We start from the raw sequence: 12,693 nt of genomic DNA on the forward strand, positions 1-12,693 counted from the left end.
GCCCTTAGTGCACCAGCATGCCGGTGAACCAGTAGGCCTGGGCCAACGTGATCAAGCCGACAATCGTTGCAAAGAATAGGCTGTGCTTGAGGGTGAAGCGGAACAGATCCGATTCTTTGCCCACCAGGCCGGTCGCGGCACAAGCCACGGCGATCGATTGTGGCGAGATCATCTTGCCGGTCACGCCACCACTGGTGTTCGCCGCCACCAGCAAGGTGTCGTTGACACCGATCTGATGCGCAGTGGTCGCTTGCAGCGAACTGAACAGCGCGTTGGACGAGGTATCGGAACCGGTGAGGAATACGCCCAGCCAGCCGAGGAACGGCGAGAAGAACGGGAACGCTGCACCGGTGCCTGCCAACACCAGGGCCATGGTCGAAGACATGCCCGAGTAGTTGGTGACGAAGGCAAACGCCAGCACCATGCCGATGGACAGGATCGGCCAGCGCAGTTCGTAGAAGGTCTCTTTAAAAGTGGTCAGACCAGTTTTGATATTGATCTTCAGCACCAGCATCGAGATCAGCGCCGAGAAGAAAATCGCCGTGCCGGTGGCGGAAATCGGGTCCAGTTTGAACACTGCCGGAAGGGCGGTTGGCGCGACTACGATCGGTGCGACCTTGATCACCATCTGGTCCAGGTGCGGGATGGCGAAGTTGAATACGAAGCTGTACATCGAACCGCCGGCGGCGAACATCGCCTTGAACGGCTTCAGGGTCCAGATGGTGACCAGTACGGTCAGGATCAGGAACGGCGACCATGCCTTGAAGATTTCCCCAAGGCTGTAGGGCGAAGCCACAGTGGTGCGCTTCTGGCCGAAACCACCGACGCTGGCGCTCACCACGGAGGCCGAGACAGCGCCGACGATGTGTTGGCCGGCGGCGCGTTTTGGTTGCCAGACTTTCAGGAACAGGGTCAGGGAAATCAGGCTGGCCAGGGCCGAGGTGATGTCCGGCAGTTCCGGGCCGATGAAGTTCGAGGTGAAGTACTGGGTGACGGCAAAGCTCAAGCCGGCCACCAGCGCTGCCGGCCACGTTTCCCGTACGCCGCGCAGGCCGTCCATCATGAACACCAGCCAGAACGGCACGAACAGCGACAGCAGCGGCAGTTGGCGGCCGGTCATGGCGCCGATCTTGAACGCGTCGATACCGGTCACTTGCCCGGCAACAATGATCGGAATGCCCAGGGCGCCGAAGGCCACCGGCGCGGTGTTGGCGATCAGGCACAGGCCGGCGGCGTACAGCGGGTTGAAGCCAAGTCCTACCAGCAGCGCAGCGGTAATCGCCACGGGTGCGCCAAAACCGGCTGCACCTTCGAGGAAGGCGCCGAAGCAGAAACCGATCAGCAGAACCTGCAGGCGCTGGTCATCGGTGATCGACAGAACCGAACTGCGGATGACTTCAAACTGCCCGCTCTTGACCGTCAGTTTGTAGAGGAACACCGCTGCCACGATGATCCAGGCGATCGGCCACAGGCCATAAGCGAAGCCATACCCGGCGGCGGCGAACGCCATATCGACCGGCATCTGGAAGGCGAAGATCGCCACCAGGATCGACAAGGCCAGGGTGATGCTGCCGGCCACATGTCCTTTGAGGCGGAACACGGCCAAAGCCAGGAAGAAAAATACGATGGGGATGACGGCGGCGAGTGCGGACAAGCCGAGGCTGCCAAGCGGGGTATAGAGCTGTTGCCAGGTTTGCATATGGGGTGGCCCCTAATTGTTGTTGGTCAGGCACTGATCAGCGTTCTTGGATAATTGGTAAGACCAATTTACAATCGCTGTTGGCTAGGGTAAAAGCCTTGTAGGCGGTGTGTCAATTTGCCGCCCTAAAACTTTTGTCGAATGCAAAGTCCGCAGGTCGCCTGCCTGGTAAGACCAAATTCGTTGTGGCAGGTGCTGGCGCGGCGCCGATAGGCCAGAATAGAGCCCCGGCGAGCCGTCGGATCGTGGAGTAATCGAGTTATGGGGTTTGATCAGATTCGTCAGCGCCGTTTGTCTGACGATATTGTCGAGCAGCTTGAGGGCATGATCCTCGAGGGCACGCTGAAAGCGGGTGAGCGCTTGCCGGCCGAACGTGCGTTGGCCGAACAATTTGGCGTGTCACGCCCTTCATTGCGCGAAGCCATTCAGAAGCTGACCGCCAAAGGCCTGCTGGTCAGTCGCCAGGGCGGCGGCAACTATGTGGTGGAGTCGCTGGGTAGCACCTTCAGTGATCCCTTGTTGCAGCTGCTGGAAAGCAACCCCGAGGCACAGCGCGATCTGCTGGAGTTTCGGCATACGCTGGAAGCGTCTTGCGCCTACTACGCCGCGTTGCGTGCCACCGATGTGGATCGCGAGCGACTGACCGCGGCATTCAACGAATTACAGGACTGCTATTCGCGTCACGAAGAGGTGAGTCGTGCCGAAGAGGGTGCGGCGGACGCAAGCTTTCACCTGGCGATCGCCGAGGCCAGCCACAATGCTGTGCTGCTTCACACCATTCGCGGGCTGTTCGACCTGCTCAAGCGCAACGTGGTGACCAACATCGGTGGCATGTACAAGCAGCGCACTGAAACCCGCGACATGCTGATCACGCAGCATCGGGAGTTGTATCAGGCGATTATCGAAGGGCGGGCGGAGCAGGCGCGGGAAGTGTCCAGTCGGCACATTCTGTATGTGCAGGAGGTACTGGAGGAGGTGCGTCAGGAAGTGCAGCGCGTGGCCCGGGCGGAACGGCGCAAGGGGATGTAGCCAGTCGGTTCCATATCGTTTGTGAGATTGCTTTCGCGGGCAAGCCCGCTCCCACAGGTACACCGAAACCCTGTGGGAGCGGGCTTGCCCGCGAAGGGGCCTCAAGGCGAAAGAGTCAGTCTTCCTTGCCCTTGTTGCGCACCGCACGCTGCAACTCGCGACCGGCGTCGCGTTCGCGCTCGGTATCGCGCTTGTCGTATTCCTTCTTGCCCTTGCCCAGAGCGATCTCGCACTTGACCATGTGCTTGCTCCAGTACCAGGACAGGCACACGCAGGCGTAACCCTTTTGCTGCACGGCCGCGGCCAGCTTTTCCAGCTCGCGCCGGTTGAGCAGCAATTTACGGGTGCGCACCGGATCGGCAATGACGTGGGTACTGGCGGTCGTCAGGGGCGTAATGTGGCTGCCGAGCAGCCAGGCTTCGCCATCCTTGAGCAGTACGTAGCTGTCAACCAGCTGCAGTTTGCTTGCCCGCAGACTTTTTACTTCCCAGCCGGCCAGGACCAGACCAGCCTCGAAACGATGTTCGATGAAGTAATCGTGTCGCGCCTTTTTGTTTTGCGCGATGGTCCCTGTTGGGTGTTTCTTCTGTTTAGCCATAGGGGCGGCATTATAGGGAGTTGCACGCGAGTCGGCTACGGTGTTGCTACGTGCTTGAGCAGGTTGATTGAATCCCGGACAATGCGGCCTCTTTTTTGAACGCTTGGGCGTGATAACGATGTCGACAGACAAGGTTTCTGTCCACGGCAGTTGGGCTAGCCGCTGGGTCTTCATACTCGCCGCGACCGGTTCGGCCGTGGGGCTGGGTAGTATCTGGAAATTCCCGTACATGGTCGGCGTCTATGGCGGCGGCGCCTTCGTGCTGATGTTCCTGGCCTGTATCGCATTGATCGGCGTGCCGGTCATGCTGGCGGAAACCCTGATCGGCCGGCGTGCCCGGCAGAGTCCGGCCAATGCCTTGAAGATGCTGGCGGTCGAGGCGGGGCACTCGGCCAAATGGTCCTGGGGCGCGTTTGCCGGGATGATCACGGCATTGCTGATCCTGTCGTTCTACAGTGTGGTTGGCGGCTGGTCGCTGGACTACATCATCGACATGGGGCGTGGCGACTTCCAGGGCGCGACGCCTGATCAAGTGGGGGCTTACTTCGGCAATGTGATCGCCGATCCCTGGCGCCTGACACTTTGGCACTCGATTTTCATGCTGTTGTCAGCGGTGGTGATCGCCAAGGGCGTGGTTGCCGGGCTTGAACGCAGTTTGCGCATCATGATGCCGTTGTTGTTCGTGATGATCCTCGTGCTGCTGGGCTACAGCATGACCACCGGTCATTTCATGGAAGGCGTGCATTTCATGTTCGACTTCCACCCGGAAAAGGTCATGGACGGCTTGTTGCCCGCGATGGGGCATGCGTTCTTTTCCCTGAGCGTGGGCGTTGGCTCGATCATGATCTACGGTGCGTACATGCCGAAGAACTCATCGATTTCAGGGACGGTTGTCGGCGTGGCGCTGCTCGACACCTTCGTTTCCCTGGTGGCCGGCCTGGCGTTGTTTCCGATTGTTTTCGCGGCGGGCCTGAATCCGAGCGAAGGGCCGGGGCTGATGTTCGTCAGCCTGCCGTTTGCCTTCGGTAACGTAGCGTTCGGGCAATTGATGGGTGTTGTGTTCTTCGTGCTGGTGGCGGTCGCTGCCTGGAGTTCGGCGATTTCCCTGCTGGAACCGATGGTGGCCTACCTGGTCGAGCGCACTAAAGTGAGTCGTGCCTGGGTCACCTTCTGGCTGGCGTTCAGCTGCTGGTTTGTTGGCCTGGGTACGGTGTTCTCCTTCAATATCTGGAAGGAGGCCAAATTCTTCGTGAACGAAGGCGGGATGTTCCACCTCTACCAATGGGGAGCGACCGGTGGCCTCGACTTCTTTGGCGTGATCGATTTCTTCACCTCGCGACTCATGCTGCCGCTTGGCGGTTTGTGTTTCGTGGTGTTTGCGGGCTGGATCATGGGGCGTGAAGCGGTGCGCGACGAGTTGTCGATCCGTAACCCTGCGCTGTTTGGCCTGTCCTTGTTCTTGATGCGCTATGTGGCGCCCATCGGCATTCTCGTAGTGTTTGCCGCCCAGCTGTGGAAGTGACGCTGACATGACGACACACATTTCACGTTCGGCCTTGCTGCCGTACCCGGCGCAAGCGCTGTATGACCTGGTCAACGACGTGGCGCGCTATCCGGAGTTTCTGCCGTGGTGCTCGTCCGCCGAAGTCCTGGAGAGCTCACCTGAGCATATGCGGGCGAGTGTCGGCGTGGCGAAGGGTGGCCTCAGTCAGCATTTCGTAACGCGCAACACGTTGATTCCGGGGCAGTCGATCGAAATGAACCTCGAAGAGGGCCCTTTCACCCAATTGCATGGCATCTGGGTATTCAAGGCGCTGACCGACAAAGCCTGCAAGATCAGCCTCGATCTGTCGTTCGATTATGCCGGGCCGCTGGTTCGCGCCACCTTGGGGCCGCTGTTCAATCAGGCGGCCAACACTTTGGTGGATGCGTTCTGCCAGCGCGCCAAGCAGATACATGGTTGAGGTCATGATTGAAGTCGAGGTGGTCTACGCGGCCGTAGACCGTCAGGTGCTGCTGACAGTGGCCGTACCTGTCGGAACGACCGTGCGGGCGGCCTTGCTCAGGTCGGCCGTGGCTGAAGAGTTTCCGGAGCTGGATCTGACCCGTTGCCCTGTGGGGATCTTCGGCAAGGTGGTCGCTGACCCGGAGAGTCGGGTAGTCCAGGCCGGGGATCGCATCGAGATTTACCGCCCGTTGCTGGCCGATCCGAAAGAGGTGCGCCGACTGCGCGCGGCGAAAGCTGCCGAGGCCAAAGCGCGGAATCAGTGAGTGGCTTGAACGCCAGACAATAAAAAGCCCGGGCATGCCGGGCTTTTTATTGCGTCGCAAATTATTGCGGCGAGGTGTCCAGTGGCTCCGGCGTCGGGACCGGAACGGTTTCTACGCCGTCGACGTCCTTCTGGATCTGATCCAGCAGCGAACCTGGCTTGACCGGTTTTTCCGGTTTTGGCTTCTCGACGTTTTCTGCCGGGGCAGCCACTGTCGTGCCGCTGTCCTTGCCGAGAATGGCTTCGTCCCGGCTCACGCCTGGCATGAAATCACCGGAGAGGCTGACAAGCTGATCATTTGGGTTGAAGATAACGCTAATGCGTTCCTGTTGGCGTTCACCGCCACCCGGTTGCAGGCTGTACAGATAATCCCAGCGATCGGCATGGAACGTGTCAGTCAGCAGAGGGTTGCCCATGATAAACCGTACTTGCTTGCGGGTCATTCCCGGGCGTAACTGGTCTATCATGTCCTGCGTGACGACATTGCCCTGCTGGATGTCGATTTTGTAAACCCCGGGGAATGAACAACCGGCGAGTGCGAGCAGTCCCACAAAGGTGAAACTGGTTAGCAAGAGCTTGGTGTTTTGCATCGGTGGGCGACTTCCACTATCTTGGCTGGGACAACGTAAACGCCGATCATACCCGCATTAAGAGAAGCTGCGAAGCAGCATCGCGAGAAAGCTGACCATGGTTGAAAATAGCGAACTACGCAAAGCCGGCCTCAAAGTGACCCTGCCACGGGTCAAAATTCTGCAAATGCTCGATTCCGCCGAGCAGCGCCACATGAGTGCCGAGGATGTCTACAAGGCCCTTATGGAGGCTGGTGAGGACGTCGGTCTGGCCACGGTTTACCGTGTTCTGACCCAGTTCGAGGCAGCTGGCCTTGTGGTGCGGCACAACTTCGACGGAGGCCATGCGGTCTTCGAACTGGACGACGGAAAGCATCACGACCATATGGTCAACGTCGAAACCAGCGAAGTGATCGAATTCTTCGATGAAGAAATCGAGCGGCTTCAGAAAGCAATCGTCGACAAGTATGGCTTCGAGATGGTTGATCACAATCTGGTGCTGTACGTGCGCAAGAAAAAGTAAGCATGTCGCGCGAACATTCAGTTCGCGAAACGAACGAAGGCGACCCCAGGGTCGCCTTCGTGCTTTCTGCCTTTATTCAGGCTTTTGCGGCCACCACCATTTTTTTGGCATGCGCCAGGGATTCCTTGGTGAGGTCGATGCCGCCCAGCATCCGTGCGACTTCTTCGATGCGGTCGTTTTTGCTCAATCTGGAAACGGCCGTGCGGGTGGCATCTTCGCCGCGCACTTTATGCACAAATAGATGTTGATGGCCTTGCGCTGCCACTTGCGGCAAGTGGGTCACGGTCAGTACCTGCCCGCGCTCGCCGAGGCGACGCAACAGCTGGCCGACGATTTCTGCAGTCGGACCACCGATACCAACGTCCACTTCGTCGAACACTAGAGTGGGAACGCGAGATGTCTGCGCGGTGATCACCTGGATCGCCAGGCTGATCCGTGACAGCTCGCCTCCGGATGCAACTTTTGCCAAGGCTTTCAATGGTTGGCCCGGGTTGGCGCTGACCAGTAGTTCAACCTGTTCAAGTCCGTTAGGGAGTAGCTCGTCGCTACTGTTTGGGCGTAACTCGATGGTGAAGCGCCCGCCAGGCATGCCCAGGCGCTGGATCTCCTGTTCCACGGCGCTGGCCAGGCTGTTCGAGGCTTGATGACGCAGATCGCTCAGTTCGCGAGCCTTTTCCTGATAATGGCGAGCGTATGAAGACAGTTCGTCGCTCAGTCTCTCGATGGATTCGTCGTTGGCGTTGAGGGTTTCGATTTCATCCAGCAGTTTCTGCTGCATCTCGGCAACTTCGGTCGGCTGGATGCGGTGTTTGCGCGCCAGGGTATAGATCGCGTCGAGGCGCTCTTCAAGGTATTGAAGGCGCGACGGATCGGCGTCGAAGTTGTCGAGGAAGCGGTTCAGTTCGCCCACGGCCTCTTCAACCTGGATCTGTGCACTGGTCAACAAGCTGCTGGCTTCGCCCAGCGCACCGATCGAGCTGTTCACGCTCGACAGGCGGTTGAGGCTGGCGGTCAGGGCGTTCAGTACATTCCCGGAATCACTTTCACTGCATTGCTCGACGACTTGCCGGCAGATCCCGAGCAAGGTCTCGGCGTTGGTCAGGTTCTTGTGTTCCTGCTCGAGCTGCTCCAGCTCGTTGTCGCCAAGGCCAAGGTTTTCCAGTTCTTCGAGTTGATAGCTGAGCAACTGATGGCGGGCGCGTTGCTCATCGCCGGAGTTGGAGAGTCGCTCCAGTTCCTGGCGGGTCTGGCGCCAACGCTGGGCGGCGAGCTGAACCTGGCGGGCAAGGTCGGTCGCGCCGGCATATTCATCGAGCAGGCGGCGGTGAGTATCGGTCTTGAGCAGGGATTGGTGTTCGTGCTGGCTGTGAATGTCGATCAGCAGCTCGCCCAGCGCCTTGAGGTCGCCAAGCGGGCAGGGCGTGCCGTTGATGTAGCCACGCGAGCGTCCTTCGGATGTGATTACCCGGCGCAGGATGCACGGGCCGTCGTTTTCGAGGTCACGCTCGGCCAGCCAGGCGCTGGCTTCCGGAATGTCGGCCAGATCAAAGGTGGCCAGGATATCGGCCTTGTCCGCGCCGGGGCGGACCACGCCGCTGTCGGCGCGATCACCCAGGGTAAGGCCCAGCGCGTCGAGCATGATCGACTTGCCCGCGCCGGTTTCCCCGGTGATCACGCTCATCCCGCGATCGAGTTCGAGATCGAGATGTTCAACGATGGCGTAGTTGTGTACGGACAGGTGCACCAGCATATGGGCCGCTCCCAGGTGTTAGGTCTGGTTATTTATACAGTGTTTTGTTTCTGGCTGACAATGCCCCTCGTTAGCTCGATTGGCTTGGTCCGACGAAACCCTTATCGCGGGCGGGAATGAAAATGCAGTTGTTTTTTGTAGGGTTAATGATCGGGCCCCCTTGAAGCCGGATTTTGCGGCCCCATATAGCTGGGCAGAAGCGCGAGTCGAGCTCGCGGACGATATTGAAAGGAGAAATCTATGGCTGACGAACAGACAGTGGATACGCAAAACCCAGACGCCAACCAGGCGCCCGAGGCTTCGGGTGAAGACCTGGCGGCTCGTGTACAAGTGCTCGAAGAGCAACTGGCAGGCGCTCAGGATCAGGCTTTGCGTGTAGCCGCCGATCTGCAGAACGTCCGCCGTCGCGCCGAGCAGGATGTGGAGAAGGCTCACAAGTTCGCGCTGGAAAAATTCGCCGGCGACCTGCTGCCGATCGTCGACAGCCTGGAGCGTGGCCTGGAACTGTCCAGCCCGGACGACGAAAGCATTCGTCCGATGCGTGAAGGCATCGAGCTGACCCTGAAAATGTTCCACGACACTCTCAAGCGTTATCAGCTTGAAGCGATCGATCCGCATGGCGAACCGTTCAACGCCGTTCAGCATCAGGCAATGGCCATGCAGGAAAGCGCCGATGTCGAGCCTAACAGCGTTCTGAAGGTGTTCCAGAAGGGCTATCAGCTCAATGGTCGCCTGTTGCGCCCGGCGATGGTCGTGGTCAGCAAGGCGCCTGCGCCGGTTTCGCCTTCGATTGACGAGCAGGCTTGAAATCCGCCGCAAGGCCCCCATTTATAAGTCAAGCGTTTAAGTGCTACCGCAGTTAGCCACCACTGCTGCGGCAACCAAATCCAAAGTTTCGGGAGAGTGAACATGGGCAAAATTATCGGTATCGACCTGGGGACTACCAACTCCTGCGTCTCCGTGCTGGAAAACGGCAAGGCAAAAGTTATTGAAAACGCTGAAGGCGCGCGTACCACGCCGTCGATCATCGCCTACGCCAACGATGGCGAAATCCTGGTTGGCCAGTCGGCCAAGCGTCAGGCCGTGACCAATCCGCACAACACCCTGTACGCGGTGAAGCGTCTGATCGGTCGTCGTTTCGACGAAGAAGTCGTGCAGAAAGACATTCAGATGGTCCCTTACAAGATCGTCAAGGCTGACAACAGCGACGCCTGGGTTGAAGTGAACGGCCAGAAAATGGCGCCGCCACAAATCTCGGCTGAAATCCTGAAGAAGATGAAGAAGACCGCCGAAGACTATCTCGGCGAGACCGTGACTGAAGCGGTGATCACCGTTCCGGCCTACTTCAACGACAGCCAGCGCCAGGCGACCAAAGACGCCGGCCGCATCGCTGGCCTGGACGTAAAACGTATCATCAACGAACCAACCGCAGCTGCTCTGGCTTACGGCATGGACAAGGCCAAGGGCGATCACACCGTGATCGTTTACGACCTGGGCGGCGGTACTTTCGACGTTTCCGTGATCGAGATCGCTGAAGTCGATGGCGAGCACCAGTTCGAAGTACTGGCCACCAACGGTGACACGTTCCTGGGCGGTGAAGACTTTGACATTCGTCTGATCGACTACCTCGTCGACGAATTCAAGAAAGAAAGCGGCATGAACCTCAAGGGCGACCCGCTGGCCATGCAGCGCCTGAAAGAAGCTGCTGAAAAAGCCAAGATCGAACTGTCCTCGAGCCAGTCGACCGACGTGAACCTGCCGTACATCACTGCAGACGCCACCGGTCCTAAGCACCTGAACGTGAAGATCTCCCGCGCCAAGCTCGAAGCGCTGGTGGAAGACCTGGTTCAGCGCACCATCGAACCTTGCCGCATCGCAATGAAAGATGCCGGTATCGACGTTGGCGCGATCAACGACGTGATCCTGGTGGGCGGTCAGACCCGTATGCCACTGGTTCAGAAGCTGGTAACCGAGTTCTTCGGTAAAGAAGCTCGTAAAGACGTCAACCCGGACGAAGCGGTTGCCATGGGTGCTGCCATCCAGGGTGCGGTACTGGCCGGTGACGTGAAGGACGTTCTGCTGCTCGACGTCAGCCCGCTGACCCTGGGTATCGAAACCATGGGTGGCGTGATGACCGCGCTGATCGAGAAAAACACCACGATTCCTACCAAGAAATCGCAAGTGTTCTCGACTGCCGACGACAACCAGGGCGCCGTGACCATTCACGTGCTGCAAGGCGAGCGTAAGCAAGCCGCACAGAACAAGTCCCTGGGCAAGTTCGACCTGGCCGACATTCCACCAGCTCCACGTGGCGTGCCGCAGATCGAAGTGACCTTCGACATCGACGCCAACGGCATCCTGCACGTAGGTGCGAAGGACAAGGCTACCGGCAAGACTCAGTCGATCGTGATCAAGGCCAACTCCGGTCTGTCCGACGAAGAAATCGAGCGCATGGTGCGTGATGCCGAGGCTAACGCCGAGGAAGATCGCAAGTTCGAAGAGCTGGCCGCTGCCCGTAACCAGGGTGATGCACTGGTTCACTCGACTCGCAAAATGGTCTCCGACGCCGGCGATAAAGTGACCGCTGAAGAGAAGACTGCAATCGAAGCTGCCGTAGTTGCCCTGGAAGCCGCCGTTAAAGGCGACGACAAGGCTGCTATCGACGCCAAGGTTGAAGAGCTGTCGAAAGTCTCCGCTCCAGTGGCGCAGAAGATGTACGCCGAACAGGCTCAGCCTGCTGAAGGCGCGGCACCGCACGACGACAAGGCGGAAAAGGCTGACGACGTTGTCGATGCCGAGTTCGAAGAAGTCAAAGACCACAAGTAAGTTGTTGGTCGGCCGGTTGACTGCCTTTAGGCGGTGACTGGTAGGATGTCGCCGCGCGGGAGCTTGCTCCCGCGTTGGCGTATCTGGAATACGCGAATTTTTACAGCATGCGACAGCGTTCACGTGCTGGTGGTATGGCCGGAAATGCTCCTGCTTTTCGTGCCGCAAGTACCGCAAGAATCAAAGACCAGGATCGTTGAATTGACGTGAGTTGGGTCCGGGCCTGTATTGGGGCTCAACGAGTTCGGCAAACTCAGGAGGGTTTTGTCGGACGTCCTCAAGAGTGCAAAGACTTATGGCAAAGCGTGACTATTACGAAGTGTTGGGTGTTGAGCGTGGCTCAAGCGAAGCGGACCTGAAGAAGGCTTACCGTCGCCTGGCGATGAAGCACCACCCGGACCGTAATCCCGATGACAAGGCGTCGGAAGAGATGTTCAAGGAGGCCAACGAGGCCTACGAAGTGCTGTCCGATTCCAGCAAGCGCGCGGCGTACGACCAGTACGGCCATGCCGGTGTCGACCCGAGCATGGGTGGCGGCGGTGCCGGTTTCGGCGGTCAGAACTTCTCCGACATCTTTGGTGATGTCTTCAGTGACTTCTTCGGTGGCGGTCGCGGCGGTTCCCGTGGCGGTGCTCAGCGCGGCAGTGACTTGCGCTACACCCTGGAGCTGGATCTCGAAGAGGCGGTGCGCGGTACGACCGTGAATATCCGCGTTCCGACGCTGGTCAACTGCAAGCCTTGCGACGGCTCCGGCGCCAAGAAAGGTTCTGCGCCGGTGACCTGCCCGACTTGCGGCGGTATCGGCCAGGTGCGCATGCAGCAAGGTTTCTTCTCGGTGCAGCAGACCTGCCCGCGCTGCCATGGCCAAGGCAAGATCATTTCCGATCCGTGCGATTCCTGCCACGGCGAAGGTCGTGTCGAAGAGTACAAGACCCTGTCGGTGAAAGTGCCGGCCGGTGTCGATACCGGTGATCGCATTCGTCTGTCCGGCGAAGGCGAGGCGGGTGCCCAGGGTGGCCCGACTGGCGACCTGTACGTGGTGATCAATGTGCGCGAGCACTCGATTTTCCAGCGCGATGGCAAGCACCTGTTCTGCGAAGTGCCGATCAGCTTCGTCGATGCGGCGCTGGGTGGCGAGCTGGAAATTCCGACCCTTGATGGTCGGGTCAAGCTGAAGATCCCTGAGGGGACCCAGACCGGCAAGCAGTTCCGTGTGCGCGGCAAGGGTGTCGCGCCAGTGCGTGGCGGTGGTGCTGGCGACTTGATGTGCCGCGTGGCGGTCGAGACTCCGGTCAACCTGAGCCGTCGCCAGCGTGAAATGCTCGAGGAATTCCGTAGTTCGCTGGCGGATGACAACAGCCATTCGCCAAAAACCACCGGTTGGTTCGAAGGTGTGAAGCGCTTCTTCGGCGATTTGTAAGGAGACAGG

General features: G+C 59.1%; 12 protein-coding genes. 8 read left to right on the top strand and 4 right to left on the bottom strand.

Going from position 1 to position 12,693, the window contains the following annotated elements; translation table 11 throughout:
- Positions 1–4: 4 nt before the first annotated feature.
- Positions 5–1,699, bottom strand: coding sequence for a lactate permease LctP family transporter (locus AC1RDQ_RS26790; RefSeq protein ID WP_057716490.1), 1,695 nt, complete (start codon positions 1,697–1,699; stop codon positions 5–7).
- Positions 1,700–1,960: 261 nt separating this feature from the next.
- Between AC1RDQ_RS26790 and AC1RDQ_RS26795 the strand changes: the two genes are divergently transcribed.
- Complete coding sequence (locus tag AC1RDQ_RS26795) at positions 1,961–2,728, top strand: GntR family transcriptional regulator (RefSeq protein WP_102669034.1); 768 nt, start codon at positions 1,961–1,963, stop codon at positions 2,726–2,728.
- A gap of 115 nt (positions 2,729–2,843) precedes the next feature.
- Here the strand turns inward: AC1RDQ_RS26795 and smpB are convergent, their stop codons facing one another.
- A complete protein-coding gene (gene smpB, locus AC1RDQ_RS26800) occupies positions 2,844–3,326 on the bottom strand; it encodes an SsrA-binding protein SmpB (protein ID WP_008057382.1) in 483 nt (160 codons plus the stop codon).
- 118 nt (positions 3,327–3,444) lie between these two features.
- On the opposite strand from smpB, the gene AC1RDQ_RS26805 reads away from it, so the two are divergent.
- From AC1RDQ_RS26805 to AC1RDQ_RS26815, 3 genes are read left to right on the top strand one after another with little or no spacing between them, the layout of a single operon-like run.
- The gene (locus tag AC1RDQ_RS26805; protein ID WP_492588597.1) at positions 3,445–4,848 is read left to right on the top strand and encodes a sodium-dependent transporter; all 1,404 of its coding nucleotides are present in this window, start codon (positions 3,445–3,447) and stop codon (positions 4,846–4,848) included.
- 7 nt (positions 4,849–4,855) lie between these two features.
- Complete coding sequence (locus tag AC1RDQ_RS26810) at positions 4,856–5,290, top strand: type II toxin-antitoxin system RatA family toxin (protein ID WP_057716487.1); 435 nt, start codon at positions 4,856–4,858, stop codon at positions 5,288–5,290.
- Positions 5,283–5,597: an RnfH family protein gene (locus AC1RDQ_RS26815; protein ID WP_492588599.1), complete on the top strand. Its 315-nt coding sequence runs from the start codon at positions 5,283–5,285 to the stop codon at positions 5,595–5,597. The genes AC1RDQ_RS26810 and AC1RDQ_RS26815 overlap by 8 nt, the downstream gene beginning before the upstream one ends.
- Before the next feature lie 61 nt (positions 5,598–5,658).
- Here the strand turns inward: AC1RDQ_RS26815 and AC1RDQ_RS26820 are convergent, their stop codons facing one another.
- Positions 5,659–6,186 (bottom strand): outer membrane protein assembly factor BamE, encoded by a 528-nt coding sequence (locus AC1RDQ_RS26820; protein ID WP_057716485.1) that lies wholly within the window; start codon positions 6,184–6,186, stop codon positions 5,659–5,661.
- A gap of 97 nt (positions 6,187–6,283) precedes the next feature.
- Here AC1RDQ_RS26820 and fur point away from each other — a divergent pair, with 97 nt between their 5' ends.
- Positions 6,284–6,688, top strand: a complete 405-nt coding sequence (gene fur, locus AC1RDQ_RS26825; protein WP_003197684.1) for a ferric iron uptake transcriptional regulator — start codon at positions 6,284–6,286, stop codon at positions 6,686–6,688.
- Between the two features lie 76 nt (positions 6,689–6,764).
- Here fur and recN read toward each other — a convergent pair whose 3' ends face one another.
- Positions 6,765–8,438, bottom strand: a complete 1,674-nt coding sequence (gene recN, locus AC1RDQ_RS26830) for a DNA repair protein RecN (protein ID WP_492588600.1) — start codon at positions 8,436–8,438, stop codon at positions 6,765–6,767.
- 240 nt (positions 8,439–8,678) lie between these two features.
- Between recN and grpE the strand changes: the two genes are divergently transcribed.
- The 3 genes from grpE to dnaJ all read left to right on the top strand — a co-directional run bounded on the left by grpE (position 8,679) and on the right by dnaJ (position 12,684).
- Complete coding sequence (gene grpE / locus AC1RDQ_RS26835; protein WP_007988694.1) at positions 8,679–9,245, top strand: nucleotide exchange factor GrpE; 567 nt, start codon at positions 8,679–8,681, stop codon at positions 9,243–9,245.
- Between the two features lie 102 nt (positions 9,246–9,347).
- Positions 9,348–11,264, top strand: a complete 1,917-nt coding sequence (gene dnaK, locus AC1RDQ_RS26840) for a molecular chaperone DnaK (protein WP_057716483.1) — start codon at positions 9,348–9,350, stop codon at positions 11,262–11,264.
- A gap of 295 nt (positions 11,265–11,559) precedes the next feature.
- The gene (dnaJ, locus tag AC1RDQ_RS26845; protein ID WP_057716482.1) at positions 11,560–12,684 is read left to right on the top strand and encodes a molecular chaperone DnaJ; all 1,125 of its coding nucleotides are present in this window, start codon (positions 11,560–11,562) and stop codon (positions 12,682–12,684) included.
- Positions 12,685–12,693: the final 9 nt, after the last annotated feature.

The organism is Pseudomonas sp. GW823-FHT02E01 (assembly GCF_058797535.1).